This window comes from Reichenbachiella sp., assembly GCF_965233835.1.
In the GTDB taxonomy this organism is placed as follows: Bacteria; Bacteroidota; Bacteroidia; order Cytophagales; family Cyclobacteriaceae; genus Reichenbachiella.
Window position 1 is genome coordinate 4,207,054 of record NZ_OZ247585.1, and the last position, 17,800, is coordinate 4,224,853.

Annotated in this window: 14 protein-coding genes; 5 read left to right on the forward strand and 9 right to left on the reverse strand. The window is 41.2% G+C overall.

From position 1 onward, the window contains the following. Positions 1-30: 30 nt before the first annotated feature. Both ACO6S2_RS17830 and ACO6S2_RS17835 read right to left on the reverse strand, forming a co-directional pair. Complete coding sequence (locus ACO6S2_RS17830) at positions 31-2,430, reverse strand: TonB-dependent receptor (protein WP_422359920.1); 2,400 nt, start codon at positions 2,428-2,430, stop codon at positions 31-33. Between the two features lie 54 nt (positions 2,431-2,484). Further along, on the reverse strand, positions 2,485-3,435 hold the full coding sequence (locus ACO6S2_RS17835) for an ROK family protein (protein ID WP_422359921.1): 951 nt from the start codon (positions 3,433-3,435) through the stop codon (positions 2,485-2,487). 175 nt (positions 3,436-3,610) lie between these two features. Here ACO6S2_RS17835 and ACO6S2_RS17840 point away from each other — a divergent pair, with 175 nt between their 5' ends. Then, positions 3,611-4,585 (forward strand): YheT family hydrolase, encoded by a 975-nt coding sequence (locus ACO6S2_RS17840; RefSeq protein ID WP_422359922.1) that lies wholly within the window; start codon positions 3,611-3,613, stop codon positions 4,583-4,585. An 11-nt stretch (positions 4,586-4,596) separates the two neighbouring features. On the opposite strand, the gene ACO6S2_RS17845 is transcribed toward ACO6S2_RS17840, so the two are convergent. From ACO6S2_RS17845 to ACO6S2_RS17865, 5 genes are all read right to left on the reverse strand, one after another. Next, the gene (locus ACO6S2_RS17845) at positions 4,597-5,640 is read right to left on the reverse strand and encodes an alkane 1-monooxygenase (protein WP_422359923.1); all 1,044 of its coding nucleotides are present in this window, start codon (positions 5,638-5,640) and stop codon (positions 4,597-4,599) included. 55 nt (positions 5,641-5,695) lie between these two features. Continuing rightward, on the reverse strand, positions 5,696-6,361 hold the full coding sequence (locus ACO6S2_RS17850) for a porin family protein (protein ID WP_422359924.1): 666 nt from the start codon (positions 6,359-6,361) through the stop codon (positions 5,696-5,698). A gap of 92 nt (positions 6,362-6,453) precedes the next feature. Beyond that, positions 6,454-6,585: a 30S ribosomal protein THX gene (locus tag ACO6S2_RS17855; RefSeq protein WP_422359925.1), complete on the reverse strand. Its 132-nt coding sequence runs from the start codon at positions 6,583-6,585 to the stop codon at positions 6,454-6,456. Between the two features lie 49 nt (positions 6,586-6,634). Further along, on the reverse strand, positions 6,635-8,695 hold the full coding sequence (locus ACO6S2_RS17860) for a M13 family metallopeptidase (protein ID WP_422359926.1): 2,061 nt from the start codon (positions 8,693-8,695) through the stop codon (positions 6,635-6,637). Between the two features lie 157 nt (positions 8,696-8,852). Beyond that, positions 8,853-10,151 carry a sugar MFS transporter gene (locus tag ACO6S2_RS17865; protein ID WP_422359927.1) on the reverse strand — a complete coding sequence of 433 codons (1,299 nt, stop codon included), beginning with the start codon at positions 10,149-10,151 and terminating at the stop codon, positions 8,853-8,855. 224 nt (positions 10,152-10,375) lie between these two features. On the opposite strand from ACO6S2_RS17865, the gene ACO6S2_RS17870 reads away from it, so the two are divergent. From ACO6S2_RS17870 to ACO6S2_RS17885, 4 genes are all read left to right on the forward strand, one after another. Beyond that, positions 10,376-10,870: a KdsC family phosphatase gene (locus ACO6S2_RS17870; RefSeq protein ID WP_422359928.1), complete on the forward strand. Its 495-nt coding sequence runs from the start codon at positions 10,376-10,378 to the stop codon at positions 10,868-10,870. A 137-nt stretch (positions 10,871-11,007) separates the two neighbouring features. Next, the gene (gene sucD / locus ACO6S2_RS17875; RefSeq protein ID WP_422359929.1) at positions 11,008-11,880 is read left to right on the forward strand and encodes a succinate--CoA ligase subunit alpha; all 873 of its coding nucleotides are present in this window, start codon (positions 11,008-11,010) and stop codon (positions 11,878-11,880) included. 473 nt (positions 11,881-12,353) lie between these two features. After that, positions 12,354-13,931 (forward strand): PepSY domain-containing protein, encoded by a 1,578-nt coding sequence (locus ACO6S2_RS17880; RefSeq protein WP_422359930.1) that lies wholly within the window; start codon positions 12,354-12,356, stop codon positions 13,929-13,931. Positions 13,932-14,075: 144 nt separating this feature from the next. Next, positions 14,076-14,597 (forward strand): NADPH-dependent FMN reductase, encoded by a 522-nt coding sequence (locus ACO6S2_RS17885; RefSeq protein WP_422359931.1) that lies wholly within the window; start codon positions 14,076-14,078, stop codon positions 14,595-14,597. Positions 14,598-14,738: 141 nt separating this feature from the next. Here the strand turns inward: ACO6S2_RS17885 and ftsZ are convergent, their stop codons facing one another. After that, positions 14,739-16,283 (reverse strand): cell division protein FtsZ, encoded by a 1,545-nt coding sequence (gene ftsZ, locus ACO6S2_RS17890; RefSeq protein WP_422359932.1) that lies wholly within the window; start codon positions 16,281-16,283, stop codon positions 14,739-14,741. A 203-nt stretch (positions 16,284-16,486) separates the two neighbouring features. Beyond that, entirely contained in the window at positions 16,487-17,797 is a 1,311-nt protein-coding gene (gene ftsA, locus ACO6S2_RS17895; protein WP_422359933.1) for a cell division protein FtsA, read from the reverse strand. Positions 17,798-17,800 lie beyond the last annotated feature (3 nt).

Genomic DNA, 17,800 nt, shown 5'->3' on the forward strand with positions numbered 1-17,800 from the left:
GAAAAACCTAGACTTCGAGACTAAGATTAACTAGAAAGCATATCGTGCGCTCAAAATACCATTGATACCCGGTGCACTAATACCCGAGGAATAAGGACGATAGTGTTTGTCCAGAATATTCTCTAAAGCAGCAGTGGCACTCAGTCGCTCACTGATCTGATAGGAAGATCGAATATTCAAAGTATACCACGCCAGGGAACCTTCAGCTGTATAGAGATGGGTTTTGGCTTGTTCGCTTGGCGCTAAATCTTCCCAGGTTCTTTTGCCCTGAAAGTTGGTATAACCTTCCAACGTCATTTTTTTTGTTCGATAGCTCAAAGACACATTCCCAAATAGTGGATTGGTATGTCGCAACGGTATGTGCTCCACTTCGTCTTCTCCGTCGTTGTTATTGACACGCGCTTTGAGTACCACACGATCTGAGAGCTTGGCAGATAGCCCTATAGAATACCCCCATAGATAAGCCTCTCCCACATTGACCAAAGCTTCAACATCGCTTTGCACTCCGTCGTAAATCACAGTCGGTTGTCCATTGAATGTAAAAGGTCTCCTGACCATCGCATCTCTCAGCTGAGTGTAGTACAAACTACCTTCTATTGTGATTCTATCTGCAATTTTCCAGTTTATTCCGGTTTCATAGTTGAGTGTGTACTCCGGTGACAGGTCTTCATTAGGCACCACTACACTGCCTGGTTCTGAATCAAATACCTTCGCTACATCATCCACGTTGGGTGATCTAAATCCAGTTGAAAGGATCAAATTCCATCTCAAGTTATTGATTGGGCTGACCACCAACCCGAGCGAACCACTCAAAGCGTCATTTTTCAATTCAATCTCATCGTATGGGAAATTGAAGAACGTTTTATCCTCAAACTTAGCATCCAGGTGTACATAAGTATATCGAAGCCCGCCGGTAAAAACTACTGCGTCGCTCAATCGAGACTTAAAGTTCCCGTATACGGCAGCTGATGAGTACTTACTACCCCCATCTGGATAGCGTGTAGAGGTGGGGGATATTGCCTCAGTATCTACGTCTTTTAGATAAGCAGAGGAACTCACATCATTATACAAAAGTTCAAGCCCATAGTATAATTCACTTCTGACGGATATTTTTTTATCTAGGTCAATATTCAAGGCGTACACATTCACTTCTTCCGTCCTGGATCGAAAGCTGCTGGATTGATACTTTCGGTCGTTCCTACTTTCCTCTACTCTTTGGTTGGAAAGAATGACTTTCACACCATCGTATAAGAAATTGGAGCTGTAGTTAGAAAAGGTGATAGCATTGAGTAAAAATTTTTGCGGTCCATAATACCATTCGGCATTCTTAAGCACATCATTCTCGTCCCGCTCAATGAGTCTATCATAGCGTGGAATATCAGAAGAAGTGGTATAATACAACGTATACATCAATTCGGATTCTTTAGATATCCTGTAGCTCAGTTTATTCATGATGTTGTACTGATGATAACCAGAGAATCGCTGCTTATTTACTTCATCCTTCTGAATGATTACATCTTGTCCTCCCATTTGCTCTATATACTCGAGCCTTTTTCCGAAATCCGGATAGTCAGCAGGACGATTACCTCCAGCTCTTAAATCTTCATAATCACCATAGATTAAACCTAAAGTGTTACTCCATTTGTTGTTTTGTACATTCACATGAAAATGACTGGTTTTTTCAAGATTAGCTGTAGAAAATCGCATCATTCCTGCGCCATGCGACTGCAAGCTCTTACTATCAGTGTAGGCAGGTCTTATCGTATGAAAATCCATCACGCCTCCCAAAGCGTCGCTACCATAAACCGAAGAACTCGGCCCAAAAATCACCTCTGATCCGGACAACAAATTGGGATCGAGCATAATAACGTTTTGAAGGTTACCTCCGCGGTAAATGGCATTGTTGATCCGAATACCATCTAACACGATCAAGACCGCATTCGCTGAAAAACCTCTAATCATGGGGCTTCCTCCGCCCATCTGACTTTTCTGAACAAATACTTGCCCGGACTGCGCCAACATGTCTGCTGACGTTTGTGGGTTGTTTCTTTCGATTTGTTTGGCGGAAATAATCAGAATCTCGTTAGGAACTTCTTCTCTGTCCTGCTCCCATTTATTGGCTGAGATTACTACTTCATCTATTTCTATTATTTGTTCAGTGAGATAGACCGTGGTATCTGTGGTCATACCCGCTATCAGCACGGGTTTGTAAGAGGGATGATCAATGATTAGCCTCTCATTCGCCACGCTTGGCTCCAACGTCACCTGCCCTTGCGCATTGGTAACAAATGTGCTTTTCGAATTTTGAGATAAAATACTGGCTTTATCAATCCCCATTTGGCTCACTTCATCACGAACGGTGAGCTGCTGTGCATGGACCAAAAAAGAGCAAAGAAAAAGTAAAATCAGCAGGGGTAATCTTGCCATCATAATTCATTGTAATTCCAGCCCGCTAAAAGCAAAAATTACGCCAAGCTTGTATCCTTATTTTTTACCGAATTCTTCCCAACCCAAAGCTCCCGCGCCAAGAACCGCAGCGTTCCTATCCATGAGAGAAGAAGGAAGTAGTTTCACTGTTTTTTTGAAGGGCTTAAACATGAACTTTTCCATATAATATGTCGCTGGATCAAGCAGATAATCTCCTGCATTCACTAATCCCCCAAAAAGGAAAATAGCCTCCGGGCTCGTATGTACCACGGTGTCTGCTAGTTTTTGGCCAAATATTTGACCGGTATATTCGAAAGCCTTAATCGCGATATAGTCATGGTCTCTGGCAGCATTCGTTATCATTTCAGCCGTCATATCATTATAACTAACATCGCGCAATACACTAGGGCGAGTATAGTCAGCCATCATTTTGAAAACGGTCTTTTTGATACCCGTGGCAGATACGTAAGTTTCGAGACAACCTCTCCGCCCACATCCACAGTAACGGCCGTCTGGATTTACACTAACGTGGCCAATTTCTCCTGCAAACCCACTATGACCATAAACGATCTCACCGTTTACAACAAATCCACTACCCAAGCCTGTGCCCAAGGTGAAAACCACAAAGTCCTTCATGCCTTTAGCTCCACCGAATTTTATTTCACCAATAGCGGCTGCACTGGCATCGTTGGTCACAATCGTTGGCAGATCAAATAGTTCCCCGATCAACTTGCGTAAAGGCACATCATCACCCCATGCAATATTGGCGGCCTGTTTGATTGTTCCATCAAAGTGATTGGCATTGGGTGCTCCTACTCCAATTCCTACAACGGATTTTCCTTCTAAAACTGGCAATACTTGTTTCTTCAGTTCACCAAGAAAAATTTCAACCTTCTCATGTGCATGAGTAGTGAAAGATCCTTCGCTACTGACTTTTCCTTTTTTATCTACAAGGCCAAATTTGGTATATGTACCTCCAATGTCTATGCCTAGAATATAATCCGCCATTTTTTTTCCTTTAAGCTCTCAAAAATAGAGTATGATCAGATGACTAGAGTCAATAAAATATACTTTTTTAACCCAAAACCAGAAGATATCCAAAAGATCAAATAGCCAAACCGTTAATCCTCTTTCAATTTATTTGATATAGCTAACCAACTTTGTATAAATTGTATTGAGAATTATGTCAATCTTCGGTTACTCTTCATACAACTCCCCCAGGGACTTCTATAAAAATGGCTACCTACAGACCATTATCCCTAGTCTATTCAGAAAAATAAAAGGAGTCAATTATGCCCGAGAACGGATCGACACCCCAGACGGGGACTTCCTAGACTTAGACTGGATTCGTTCGGGACACGAAAGGTTGGTAATCATATCTCACGGCCTGGAAGGAAATTCTCATCGGCACTATGTAAAAAGTTGTGCGAGACACTTCAATCAAAATGAATACGATGTACTGGCCTGGAACTATAGATCCTGTAGCGGTGAGATCAACAGAAATCTACGGCTTTATCATCACGGTGACACCGAAGATCTAGAACAAGTAATCACTCATGCCATAGACACTCGGAGGTATAAAAAAATCGTGCTTGTTGGTTTTTCTATGGGAGGCAGTACTACACTGAAATATCTGGGTGAATACGGGCCAGGTGTTCCCAAACATATTGTGGCTGCGGCTACCTTCTCGGTACCTTGCAACCTTTGGGATAGTGCTCACCAACTTACCTTTAGGGAAAACTGGTTTTTTAAGCAGCGATTTCTCAAAAAAATGATCAGAAAGGTCAAACAAAAACATAAACAATATCCTAAAGAGGTGAACATTGATGGAATCGATGACATAGTTTCTTTCGGGCAGTTTGATGAACGTTATACGGCGCCACTACACGGATTTAAAAATAGCAGGCACTTTTATAGAACAGCTACTTCAGATCTCAATTACCCAGGCATTCGATTACCTGCGCTGATTGTCAACGCCAAAAATGACCCCTTACTTGGTGAAAAATGTTACCCATATAAGGCCTGTAAGTATCACGAGTTCCTGCACTTGGAAACTCCAAGAAAAGGTGGACATGTGGGCTTCTTTAAGCTGGGGTCAAAAGCTTCCTGGATGGACGAACGCGCTCTGGAGTTTGTTAAAGAATACGCCAGACTATAGTGTTACCTTTCTTACTTTGATAACTGCGCAATCTGCTTGTGCATGACCATGAACCACAACGGGGGCACCATAGACAAAAGCATCATTCCCGGATACCCCGTAGGCATTTGCGGACTAGCTTCATGATGTCTCAGAATTTGATACTTTCTACTGGCCAGGTAATGATGATCAGAATGTCTGGACAGCTCAAAAAGAAACAATCTGCCTAGTGTATGATTAGAATTCCAAGAATGCCAGGGCTGTACTCTTTCGTATTGACCAGACTCCTTTTGTGTGCGGCTCAGGCCATAGTGCTCAATGTAATTGACTGTCTCTAACTGGATGATTCCGATGAATGCCGCGGCCAAAAAACACAGCATAGGTAGCCAACCAAAAAACCAATAGATCAATCCCAAGAATGCCAATTGAATCACTTGGAAACGTAGCATTTCATTTTGAAAGCTTATTGGCCCTAGTCCCTTCTTTCTCAATTGACCCGCCTCAATCTCCCAAGCTGAGATATATCCCATGATCATGGAGCGAAACCAAAAGAAGAAGACCCACTCCCCTCGTCTGGCCGAAGAGGGGTCCTCATGAGTAGATACATTCTTGTGATGCCCTCTATTGTGTTCGATATTAAAATGCATATATAATGAAGTCAAAAGCAAGGCCTTGGCCAAGAACTGTTCGAACTTGCTTTTTCTGTGACCCAGCTCATGAGCTACATTAATTCCCAATGCGCCGCATGTGATGCCCATAGACAATATCCTTCCGGTCAACTCCAGGCTAGTGCTTTCTATTACTCCAATAACGGAAACGAAATAGCACAAGAGACCAAATTGGACAGGAACAACCAAATAAAGTAAGTAGTCATAAACTCGATCCTTAGCAACCATTTCCTCTTCTGCCTTCTCCAAATTTTCTCTGTTCGAAGAAAAGAAAAACTCGAACAACGGCAACAAAAAATAAACCAGCATCGCCGTACCAAAAGTCCACCAACCAGAAGCGTTGATAGAGAAATAGGCCACAGCAGGGATAATAAAAACAATGGTATATTTAAGAAATCGGATATTCATAGCGTGAGTTGTAGTATGTATCACCTATAAATATAAGGCGGCGGATTGAAGAATCCTATAGTTCCCCGAAGGAGAACATATAAGCCACTGAAAAACCAATCACAATATTTTTTGAAGTGTTCGGGATACCTGTATTCAATGATTCAAATTCGAGGATATCGCTCAAACTGTAAGAAACACTGCTTTCCAGAAGCAAAGTACCAAAATCAAAATCATAAAATGCACCTAGCCCACCTCTAAATCCATAACCCAATTTATGATCTCTGGACTCATCAAAAGCGTATTTATTCGCTTGGTAGTCTGGAGTTTCACTTTGGGAGGAACCCACTAAATATTCAAAGAAGCAACCACCGTTGGCAAAGAAGTGAAGCTTTTCTTTTCCTGTATGAATGTTTACTAATAAAGGCAATTCGATATAGTTCAAATCCGTAACCAGATTGGGTGATCCATCATCAAATTCCTGAATCCAACCTTTCTGCGAATAATTGAGCTCAGCCTGCAGGCCGATATGGTTTCGAATGTAATTCATGGCAATGATTCCGCCCTGAAATCCACCATTCATTTTTGTGTTGATGTCAGAACCAAAAAAAGAATGAAAGAAATAAGCCGTAGACAAATTATACCCTCCTTTCAACCCAACATAGGTTTTTCGTTGTGCATTAGCCTCTGAAACCAATATTACACTCACAATCAGGAAGAAAAAGAAAATAGATTTTTTCATTGGGATTCAATCGAACCGCTAAATTATGAAAATGGATTGGAATTGTGAGTGGGATAAAAAAAATCCTGTCCCGATAGACATCGGGAACAGGATTATTTTTTCTTTTTGGCTTTCGACTTAGCCTTAGGAGCCGGTTCAGCTGCTTTCTTTTTATGCGGTCTACTTACGCCGTAAGACCCCTTGCTAATCTTGCCTTTTTTTGTTTTTACATCTCCTTTACCCATGTTATTTGTGGTTTTGTTGTAAAGGAAAAACTAAGTGAAAATGATTGATTTACCAAATATCAACCCGCTCTTCTTCTGACCTCCACAGAGGATCCCCTTCCTTGATTTCAAAGGCTTCGTAAAACTCTTTCATGCTAGACACAGGACCGTTTACTCTAAACTTACCCAGAGAGTGTGTATCCTGAATCAAAAGCTGCTGTTCTAACTGTGGTCGGTACTTTCCTCTCCACAGAGTAGCTTGTGACAGAAAGAATCTTTGTTCAGGTGTCATATCATCTATAATTCCCGGTCTCCCGTTTTTTTCAAAATTCATCTGAAGCGCATCATAAGCAATCAGCATTCCGCCCAAGTCAGCAATATTCTCACCCAGAGTCAGTTCGCCATTTACATTGAGCGTGTCCTGCACCTCAAAGCCGTTGTATTGTTCCACCATCACTTGCGCTCTTCTTTCAAACTCTGCGGCATCTTCTTCTGTCCACCAATCTTTCAACTCACCTTCATGATTGTATTTACGACCACTATCGTCAAACCCATGGGTAATTTCATGACCTATCACAGCACCAATGCCTCCATAATTGACCGCATCATCCGCTTTGTAATTATAGAATGGTGGTTGAAGAATACCAGCAGGGAATACAATCTCGTTGGCGGGAGGGTTGTAATAAGCATTCACTACTGAAGCTGCCATATGCCACTCATTCGGATCGATTGGCTGACCCAATTTACCCCAGTTTTGTTGATTGTCGAATGTACTCGTATTCCAGCGGTTTTGAATGTAGCTATCCTTTGAAATGTCAATACTACTGTAGTCTTCCCATTCATCCGGATAACCAATTTTCACTTTAAGCTTGGTCAATTTAGTGTGTGCCTCTTTTTTGGTTTCTTCACTCATCCATGTCAGCTGATCAATTCGCTTGTGCATAGCTTCCTTGATGTTGTTCACCATTTCTAAACACTTTTCCTTTGCCTCTGGCGGAAACACTTCATCTACATACAACTTGCTCAAGGCATCTCCTAAGTTAGCATTGGTAGAATTAACCATTCGCTTCGCTCTTGGTCTCATTTCTTGCTGACCTGACAACTGCTTATTGTAAAAATCAAATGCAGCCATGACAAAGTCATTCGACAAATAAGCTGTGTTAGGGCTAATAAATCTGATTTTCAGATAGTCCTTAATCTCTTCAAGTTCTGAATCACCTATAACTTCAGTTAATTGAGAAATGTATGCCAATTGATTGACATTAAGCTCACCTATCTCGTCTACTCCAATCCCTGAGAAAAAAGACTTCCAGTCCAGCCAGCTACTATTCTTTTGCAATTCATCAATAGATATCTTGTTATAGTTAGCATCTGGGTCTCTTCTTTCAAGTCGAGTCATCGAATTTTCGGCCAACTTAGATTCTAAGGCAAAAATGTTTTCTGCTTTAGCTGCCGCTACAGTAGAATCCTCCCCCACCAAAACAAACAACTTAGTCATGTAAGCTTTATATCCTGAGATGATCTCTTGTCCCGTCTGATCTTCTCGAAAATAATAATCGCGATCAGGCAATCCCAATCCTGATTGGGTCACGTTCATTATATAGCTATCTGTTTGCTTATCATCTATACCAACAAACACATTAAAGAACGCTGTGACACTGACTTTCTGTAATGGAGCTAAAATATCATCCAACTCTTCCTTACTCTGTAACTGATCAATTTGAGCCAGCATAGGCTTCAATGGCTCAGCGCCCTGTGCTTCGATACCTAGGGAGTCCATGCCAGAGGCATAGAAATTAGCTGCTTTTATTTCGTTTGAATTTTCATCATACAATTCTCCTTTGGTAGCCTCGTCCAATACAAAGCTGAGCACCTTTTCGTTGTATTCAAACAGCTCATGAAAACTTCCCCATGCGGATCGATCGGAAGGTATTTCTGTTTTGTCTAGCCAGCCACCATTAGTGTACCTATAGAAATCATTGTTAGGCGCTACAGTTGTGTCTCTGAGGTTGAGGTCCAAACTTACAACATCTGTTTCTTCTTGAGCGGAATCCTGAGTTGATTCGCAGCTCACCAGCATGCCCGCAGACACCAAAGCTCCTACCAGCATGCATTTTTTGAGTTTTATCATTTTAATTTGGTAATTAGTTCAAGGAATGCAAGGTACCAAAATTGGAGTGGAGTGCATAAAAAAATACACTAGTGGTTATTTTTTGATTCTACAAGACAAAAAAAGCCGCCCCAATCTTCCATCAGGACGGCTATCTAACCCAAAATCTTTAATTGCTTTATTTCTTAAGACCAAGTTTATGTCCAGAGAAAGCATAATATAAAATAATTACATAGCATGGAAGCAATATCCAATAGCTACTCGTTGATGCTGTGGCCAAAGCATTTTCTACTCCTTTCTCCATCAATTCGGTAGTTTTTGCCCCTACCAAATGTCCGTAAAGCGGAGGAATTACTGCACCTCCGGATATCCCCATAATCAAGAGAGCAGCACCTGTTTTGGTGAATCGTCCGAGCTTATTGAGAGCAAGTGGCCACACCGCCGGCCATACCAAAGCATTAGCTATTCCTAATGAAGCCACAAAAAGTACAGATATAAAACCTGTGGTAAATAGAATGCAAAAGGAAAGTACAATTCCCAGTGCTGCACTCAATTTAAGTGCAGTCTCTTGTGAGATGTATTTTGGAATCAAGACCACCCCAATCAAATACATCACGATCATTGCAATGAGTGTGAATGATCCAAAAAATTCAGAATTATCAAGACCTAGTGCAATTCCATACTTTATAATTGAATCTCCAGCGATCACTTCCGCTCCTACATAGGTAAATAGTGTTAACACCCCTAGCCATAAATGCGGAAATTGGAAAATGCTATTTTTTACTGTTCCTCCTTCAGTCACTTCCTCCTCTTGTGGTTCCACTTCTGGAAGCGGGGCTCTTCGAATCAACAAAGCGATAATTACTAACACGACGGCCATTACCAAATAGGGAGTTACCACCCCGCTAGCCATAGTATCCAAGAGTGCTTCCTTCTCTGCTCCAGAGGCAGAGGCAATAAGTTCATTTTTTTCCTTAATTCCTCCTAAGAGGAGGGCTCCAAAAATCACAGAGCCAAATACTCCAGCTGCTTTATTACAGATACCCATAATGGCTATTCTCTTGGCTCCACTTTCAATCGGGCCTAAAATTGTAATATATGGATTGGCTGCAGTTTGCAGTAATGTCATTCCAGTGCCCTGAATAAAAATACCAGTCAAGAAAACGGCATAAACCCTAGACGATGCAGCAGGAATAAATACCAGTGCTCCTGCCGCCATCAGAAACAAACCAAGAGACATCCCATTCTTATACCCTACTTTTTGCAACACGTATGATGCAGGAAGAGCCATTACACAAAAAGAAATGTAGGATGCCGAAGCTACCAAAAATGCTTCTGCGTCAGTCAGTTGGCAAATCGATTGCATCGCAGGAATGAGCGGTCCATTGACCCAGGTAATGAAACCAAAGGTTGCAAATAGCCCACCAATAATGCTAATTGGTACAAGGTTGGATTTTAAAGATTCATCTGCTGACATATTATTCTTTTAATTGGTTCAATTCGCCAAAGAGCAAATCGCATGTGAATATTTGAGTTTGCCAATATAGCAATTATTCTAAATCAGGAATCTTTTATGATTGTCTGCATTTTATTTTTTCGCTAAAGCGTAAAGGTTAGTCTCTTAAATGCAAGCGGGGTTTTGTTTGAAATGTCAATATTGCTCGTTTCTTTGTAACGAATTTGTGAACCAAAAAACAAATAATGATCAACACTGAGAAAATTAAAATGCTCGTACTAGATGTGGATGGTACCATGACGGACGGGCGTATCAATGTGACCGAAGAAGGTCATCAATTCAAACAATTTCATGCCAGAGACGGACTGGGTATTCGTATGCTTATCAAAAAAGGAATACGAGTGGGTATTGTGAGTCATAGCTTTTCGGGAGGTGCCATACAAGCCAGAGGAAAGATGTTAGGCATCACACACATTTATACTGGACTCGAAGAAAAGGATGACATCCTAGCCAAATGGTGCAAAGAGTTGGATTTGGAAATGAGTGAGATGGCCTTCATAGGAGATGATTTGAATGACATACCAGCGATGAAAAAAGTAGGGATTTCCGCTTGTCCGGCCAACGCAGCCGATGAAGTGATCTCTTATGTAGATTTGGTGCTCACCAGAGACGGCGGCGATGGATGTGTCCGTGAGTTTATAGACAAATACATGTCCGTCGAGTATTCCAAAATTGCCTAAATATTTGGCTAGCAGTTCGATAAAAATTTCACTTTCAAAAGTGTACTCCAATTATTGATTAATCAGAGCACGCAACTCTGCTTTAACCTTTGGTTATGCCATATATTATCCTATTTTTGCACCAAAATTGAAATAGCATGAGCGTATTAGTAAATAAAGATTCAAAAATCATAGTTCAGGGCTTTACAGGCACTGAGGGTACCTTTCACGCAACGCAGATGATCGAGTACGGTAGTAATGTGGTAGGTGGTGTAACTCCTGGTAAAGGCGGTCAAAAGCACCTTGACAAACCAGTTTTTAATACGGTAAAGGAAGCGGTGGACCAGGCTGGTGCTAATGTTTCAATTATTTTCGTTCCACCTGCATTTGCTGCTGACGCAATCATGGAAGCTGCGGACGCAGGTATTTCAGTTATCATTACCATCACCGAGGGTATTCCCGTGAAGGACATGGTAGCTGCTAAAAAATATTTAGAAAACAAAGATGTGACCTTGATCGGGCCTAACTGTCCAGGTGTAATTACTCCGGGAGAAGCTAAGGTTGGTATCATGCCAGGTTTTGTATTCAAAAAAGGAAGAATTGGTATCGTATCTAAGTCTGGTACTTTGACTTACGAAGCTGCTGATCAAGTTGTAAAAGCTGGATTGGGTATTTCTACTGCCATAGGTATTGGTGGCGACCCTATCATCGGTACTTCTACAAAAGCTGCTGTTGAATTGCTAATGAATGATCCTGAAACTGACGCTATCGTAATGATCGGTGAGATCGGAGGAAATTATGAAGCAGAAGCAGCCCGTTGGATTAAGGCCGGAGGGAACAAAAAACCTGTAGTAGGATTTATTGCAGGACAAACTGCTCCAAAAGGCAAAAGAATGGGACATGCTGGTGCTATCATCGGTGGAGCTGACGATACGGCAGAAGCTAAAATGAAAATTATGTCAGAATGTGGCCTACATGTGGTGAAATCTCCTGCAGACATAGGAGAAACTATAGCAAAGGCTATCAGCTAATTTTAGCCGTCAAACAATAAAGAAACGAAAAAGGCCTGAAAATTCAGGCCTTTTTCGTTTTCTTCCCTTCCCTGAGCATTTTTTTGCCCAAAACAGACCTCATGATACAAAATTTTGTACGGACATAGGGGAAACAGTCTCAGCGACTGTTAGCAAGTCATATTAAGTATTATTCGAGAAAGACCCGCGCCTTAGTCAAGTGTGGGTCTTTTGATTTTTAGAGGTTTGATTATATGTCTCTTCCACTCAAAAAATCGCATTTTCAGGCTATTTCATTCAACTTACTCAGTCTTTATTGACTAGATCACTCCATTCCACATCAAGACAATATATAATATTTTAAATCAATTTCAAGTGGCTACTAAGTAGTTTTCTAGTAGAATTTATAGTAGGGATTTAAATATTTTACTCGTCTTATAGCAGAGAAACAATACTAGTACTGAAAATTTAGTACTCACCAAAAAACAATTGCTATGAGAAAATTTATTATTCCTATTTGTATTTCATTAATGTTATTCAGTTGTGATGAAGAAGAACTAGTTGTTCCTGACGACTCTGAAGACATTATAGATGACATTGTACAAGACGAAGAAGACGAATCACAATTTACGGCCTACGAGGAAGAAACTTTTCAAGACCTTACGACAGCAGATTTTGATAATATAGTTACACCTTTTGAAGCAGAACTAAGCACACTTGCCGGAGCTAGAACAACCGACTCATTGGAAGATTTGGAAATGCTCATTGCGGAGCTATTCAGTGCGAATGTTATTGAAAGTTACGAAGACACTGAAAGAGGCTTGTCGGTATATACCGTTAAGCTCTTACTTGCTGATGGAACGATTGCACACGTACAAATCGTACAGGATATCTTTGAAATACTATCCATAGAAGCCATCCCCTCAGATGAAATCACCAGCAACTTAGAAATTCAAGGGTTTGTATCCCTAGTCGATGCCATGGCCTCCACTGATGATCTGATTGAAGGTACTGTGGTAAGGTGGGAGATATCGCTAGAAGAAGAGAATACCTTGGAGTTTGAAATACACCTGGTAGATACAGATGGCACTCGATACGAGATAGAACTGAATGCCACAACCGGCGATCTGCTGGCTCAAAAGATTTTTGAAAATGAAGAAGATGTGGCGGCATTCGAGGAAGAAGTAGAAGAAGTATCATCTGATAGCAATACTGATATCATCAATGCCTTGGCAAATTTCATTACAGCCGACATTCTTTTCGCAAGTACCGAAACCAACGTTTCGGGCGTGGAGGTATGGAATGTATTAGCTGAAACATCTGGTGGAGCGCTACTTACAGCGAGTATTGACACAAGTACAAAGGAGCTGATCAGTGCAGAAGGTAACCAAGGACCATTTGACTACGACATAAATTTTCTTACTGATGGTGTTTCATTTGAAACGGAACTTGCAACTGTAGAAGGACAAATGAATATAGAAGTAGACAGCTGGATTTACCAAACTGAAACCAATGGTGAAAGCGAGTATTGGGGTCTTACTTTCTATTCTACAGATACCTATGGAAATTTAACCACCGTGAGTATTGATGCGGCTTCAGGCGAATGGATCGATAATAGTACCACCCCTTCTGAAGCTTTTATGAACCAACTAGATAGTTATGTATCTGGAGATATATCTTATGCCTCTTTCTATGAAAATGACGGCAATCCGTTTTGGGATATCACTTTTGAAACTGATGCTGATGGCAGTGCTCAACTCAAACTATTGATTTATGAAGAAAGTTATGAGATCATGCGTGCCTATCACGATGACGAAGAAGCTGATGTGAATTACTCATTTTCATTTGGTGATGATGCAAGTGTAGATCTAACAGGCGCAATCACGGTTGCAGAGGATGAATTTGTAGTAGATATTGAGGTTTATGACTGGATATACCATAACAGTTTGGAAGTAGACAATGAAGATTATAGCGTCGTATTGCTTTCGGTAAGCGATGAATCCCAAAATATTTATACGGTATATGTGGACGTACTTACTGGCAACCATCTGAAAACGGACGGGCTCTTTTAATAGTATGAGCCACACAAAAAGACCCGAGTTGTTTTCAGCCCGGGTCTTTTTGTTAGAAAACGCTCCATATGGGTTGACTAGAACCGGTTCATTGGTTACTCAGGTTTTCCTATCTTCGCATGCATAATTCAAATAAATTTTTCTATGATCACCGTCATCTCTAGTACCAACCGCAAAAATTCAGTGTCAAAAAAATTGGCACACATTTATCAAGGCATTCTAAGTGATAAAGGAGTGGAAACTGAGATGATCTATCTAGATGAATTGCCTGCAGACTTTACTGCCACAGCACTTTATGATCAATCTGGTAAAAACGAATTGTTCAATCCTTTTAGAGAGAAAATGGTAAAGGCTGAAAAGATGGTCTTTATCGTTCCGGAGTACAATGGTTCTTTTCCGGGCGTGCTTAAGGCGTTTATCGATGGACTGGCTTTCCCACACACATTCAGAGACAAAAAAGCGGCTTTGGTAGGCATATCGTCAGGGGTGCAGGGCGCTGGATTGGCCCTGAGCCACCTAACAGATATTTTCAACTATTGCGGGACGCATGTGCTCGCTCAAAAGCCCAAACTATCCCGCATAGAAGAAAATTTGACAGAAAATAATCTTTCAGAATTATACCACAGTCTACTCGAAGAGCAGGTGGATAAATTATTAGACTTTTAGTGGTTAGACTCTGGTATTTAGATAAAATCTAACACCCTCTTACCTCTATATTGTCATTTCGAATATCAATGAGAAATCTCATTAGCATTTTAAAGTCAATTAAAATTTCTCCCTCCGGTCGAAATGACAATTGAAATAAAATCAATCTGGTCTATCGTGTAAAAACTTATTGTTGCCTAGCTGATTCTCGTCATCAAGGTTGTATTTGGACACCAAGCTCTCCGATGAGGCAGGCACATTTTTCAAATTCACCTTTTTGCGTTGATAGGCAGGCACATCGAATTTCTCTTTGTAACTGTTCGTGTCTATGGACTCATCATTATTGATGCCATCCAGACGTCGACGCCTTTCTTCCGACTGCTCCATGAGAAGTATCTTCTTAGACGGTGGGTGAGCCATACCATCCAATTCTTCTAAAGGCTCGTCATAGGACACATTCTTTGATTCTTCAAAAAGCTGTCTCATTTCGATTTCGAAAGGATCTTCCTCTTCTACTGTCTTTGGCTCTGATTCTTGAGCTCTTTCAGGTTTCTCAAAAGAGAAAGACTTCATTTTCAATTGAAAATCTTCTTCGAAGGTATCCTCCTTTACCTCCTGTGGTTCGCTGGTAAACAAATTGGTTTGCACATCCTTCTCAAGGTCAAATACCTTTCTTGAGGACTCCTCAGAGGCATGCGTTGCTTGGTTATTTGAAGCAGGCACTTCATCCGCTTCATTTTCGAACCCAGTAGCAATGATGGTTACACGGATGCTATCACCTAATTCAGAATCAACACCGTGACCAAAGATCACCTCTGCATCGTCTCCTGCCAACTCTTGCATGAAGTCGGTAATTTCAGTCAATTCATCCATTTGCAACTCAGCCTGATCTCCAGAAATGATAGAAAGTAAAATCTTCTCAGCACCTTCAATATTTTGGTTGTTCAACAGTGGAGAATTGATTGCCTCTTCGGCCGCTCTTCTCGCTCTGCTATCACCAGAAGTCTCCGCAGATCCCATCACGGCTCCTCCAGAGTCTTTCATTACTGTTTTAACATCCTCAAAATCGACGTTTACATAGCCAGGAACCGTAATAATCTCAGCTATACCTTTTGCCGCAGTAGTCAATACATTGTCTGCTTGTGCAAAGGCCTGATTCACTGATAGGCTACCGAAAGCTTCCGTCAGCTTATCATTAAGAATCATCAGCACAGTATCACAGTTAGCTTTCAGCGCATCTACACCTTCCATCGCTTGGCGCATCTTTTTCTTTCCTTCAAACTTGAACGGAACTGTAACGATACCTACGGTCAGAATACCTAGCTCCTTAGCCACTTGAGCGATGACCGGAGCTGCACCCGTACCGGTACCACCACCCATACCAGCGGTTACGAATACCATTTTAGTATCCTCGCTGAGCATGTTTCTAATTTCTTCTTTGTTTTCAAGTGCTGCGTTTTTTCCTTGCTCAGGATTTGCACCAGCTCCCAGACCTTCCGTCAAGTTTACTCCTATTTGAAGCTTGTTTGGAATTGGACTGGTATTCAAGGCCTGTGCATCGGTGTTGCACACAATGAACTCAACACCGGTGATACCTTGGTTATACATGTGGTTGACGGCATTACTACCGCCTCCGCCTACACCGATCACCTTGATGATCGATTTATGGTGTGTAGGCAAATCAAATTTAAAACTACTTTCTGTCATGATGTGTTTTGTTTAATCTGTTTGAAATAACCGTACTAATGGCTACCTACTTTTTGTTTATTTTCTTATCTGTTTATCTTCTCTATTTTTTCTTCATTCCGACCTGCCTTATCCTGTTGTTTCGACTTCTCTTTCTTTGTCATTTCTCCCTTTAGTCGAAATGACAAAGCGGACGTCTCTCTACAACAGAGTTAGGTTCATAATTATCGAGCTGAACCGTCTTCAAAGTCGTCTATTAATATGCCTTTGGTTTTCTCCAATATCTTTTTCAAAATATTGTCTGAGCTACCAGCAGTCTTCTTCTTCTTGTCGTAATCTTTGATCACAGAATCTTCCAGGAAGTACCTATTGTCTCTATCATCCAAAGCTTTGAATCCACAAAGCACCAATCCTACTGAAGTTGCGAACATTGGACTCTTAATGGTTTCCACCTTGCTCTTACCCAAATGTTCGTTAGGGAAGCCTACGCGAGCATCCAACCCAGTCATGTACTCAAATAATTGTTTGATAGATACCAACTGCGAACCACCACCGGTGATTACAATTCCACCAGCCAATCTGTTTTCATAACCACTAGTAATGATTTTAGTATGGACCATTTCGATGATCTCTTCCATTCGAGCTTCGATCACTCTGGCCAAATTTTTCACAGAAATTTCTTTTGGATCTCTATTTTTCAATCCAGGAATAGAAACCACCTCATTTTCATTGGCCATTTCGGCCAAAGCCTGTCCAAACTTGGTTTTCAAAATTTCCGCCTGATGATTCAGCACATTGCAGCCATCCTTGATGTCTGATGTAATGATATTACCTCCGAATGGTATCACAGAGGTATGACGGATGATGTTTTCATGGAAAATGGCGATGTCTGTAGTACCGCCTCCAATATCCACTAAACAAACTCCAGCTTCCTTCTCTTCATCGCTCAATACCGACAAGCTTGAAGCCAATGGTTCAAGAATCAGATTGTCAATCTCCAAGCCAGCTCTTCTTACACATTTATTGATATTTTGAATGGCATTGGTCTGGGCCGTGATCACATGAAAGTCAGCTTCCAAACGAACGCCCGACATACCAACTGGATCTTTAATACCTTCTTCATAATCCACGATATAATCTTGTGGCATAACATGGATAATCTCACTCCCAGGAGGAATCACGATCTTATACATGTCGTTTGTAAGTCGGTTCACATCTTCTATTGTAATCTCATCGTCAGACGAATGTCTGATGATAGACCCATGGTGCACAGAGCTTTTGATGTGTTGACCTGCGATTCCCACGTTTACTACGCGAATGTCGATGCCAGACTGCTCTTCGGCTTCTGTTACCGCTTTCTTAATCGCATTAATAGTTTTGTCGATGTTGGTCACAATGCCTCGAATGACTCCATCAGACACTGCTTTTCCCATTCCTAAAACTTCGAGTTTTCCGTACTCGTTTTTTCTCCCTACTATCGCACAAATTTTGGTTGTACCGATGTCGAGACCTACAATGATTTCATTTGTTTCCATACC

Bases quoted from the DNA above. Each gene is read 5' to 3' on its own strand.
- ACO6S2_RS17880 (WP_422359930.1), top strand. From the start codon at position 12,354: ATGAGAAAATTTATTATTCCTATTTGTATTTCATTAATGTTATTCAGT.
- ACO6S2_RS17860 (WP_422359926.1), bottom strand. From the start codon at position 8,695: ATGATAAAACTCAAAAAATGCATGCTGGTAGGAGCTTTGGTGTCTGCG.
- ACO6S2_RS17885 (WP_422359931.1), top strand. From the start codon at position 14,076: ATGATCACCGTCATCTCTAGTACCAACCGCAAAAATTCAGTGTCAAAA.
- sucD (WP_422359929.1), top strand. From the start codon at position 11,008: ATGAGCGTATTAGTAAATAAAGATTCAAAAATCATAGTTCAGGGCTTT.
- ACO6S2_RS17830 (WP_422359920.1), bottom strand. From the start codon at position 2,430: ATGATGGCAAGATTACCCCTGCTGATTTTACTTTTTCTTTGCTCTTTT.
- ftsA (WP_422359933.1), bottom strand. From the start codon at position 17,797: ATGGAAACAAATGAAATCATTGTAGGTCTCGACATCGGTACAACCAAA.
- ACO6S2_RS17835 (WP_422359921.1), bottom strand. From the start codon at position 3,435: ATGGCGGATTATATTCTAGGCATAGACATTGGAGGTACATATACCAAA.
- ACO6S2_RS17850 (WP_422359924.1), bottom strand. From the start codon at position 6,361: ATGAAAAAATCTATTTTCTTTTTCTTCCTGATTGTGAGTGTAATATTG.
- ACO6S2_RS17855 (WP_422359925.1), bottom strand. From the start codon at position 6,585: ATGGGTAAAGGAGATGTAAAAACAAAAAAAGGCAAGATTAGCAAGGGG.
- ACO6S2_RS17865 (WP_422359927.1), bottom strand. From the start codon at position 10,151: ATGTCAGCAGATGAATCTTTAAAATCCAACCTTGTACCAATTAGCATT.
- ACO6S2_RS17840 (WP_422359922.1), top strand. From the start codon at position 3,611: ATGTCAATCTTCGGTTACTCTTCATACAACTCCCCCAGGGACTTCTAT.
- ACO6S2_RS17870 (WP_422359928.1), top strand. From the start codon at position 10,376: ATGATCAACACTGAGAAAATTAAAATGCTCGTACTAGATGTGGATGGT.
- ftsZ (WP_422359932.1), bottom strand. From the start codon at position 16,283: ATGACAGAAAGTAGTTTTAAATTTGATTTGCCTACACACCATAAATCG.
- ACO6S2_RS17845 (WP_422359923.1), bottom strand. From the start codon at position 5,640: ATGAATATCCGATTTCTTAAATATACCATTGTTTTTATTATCCCTGCT.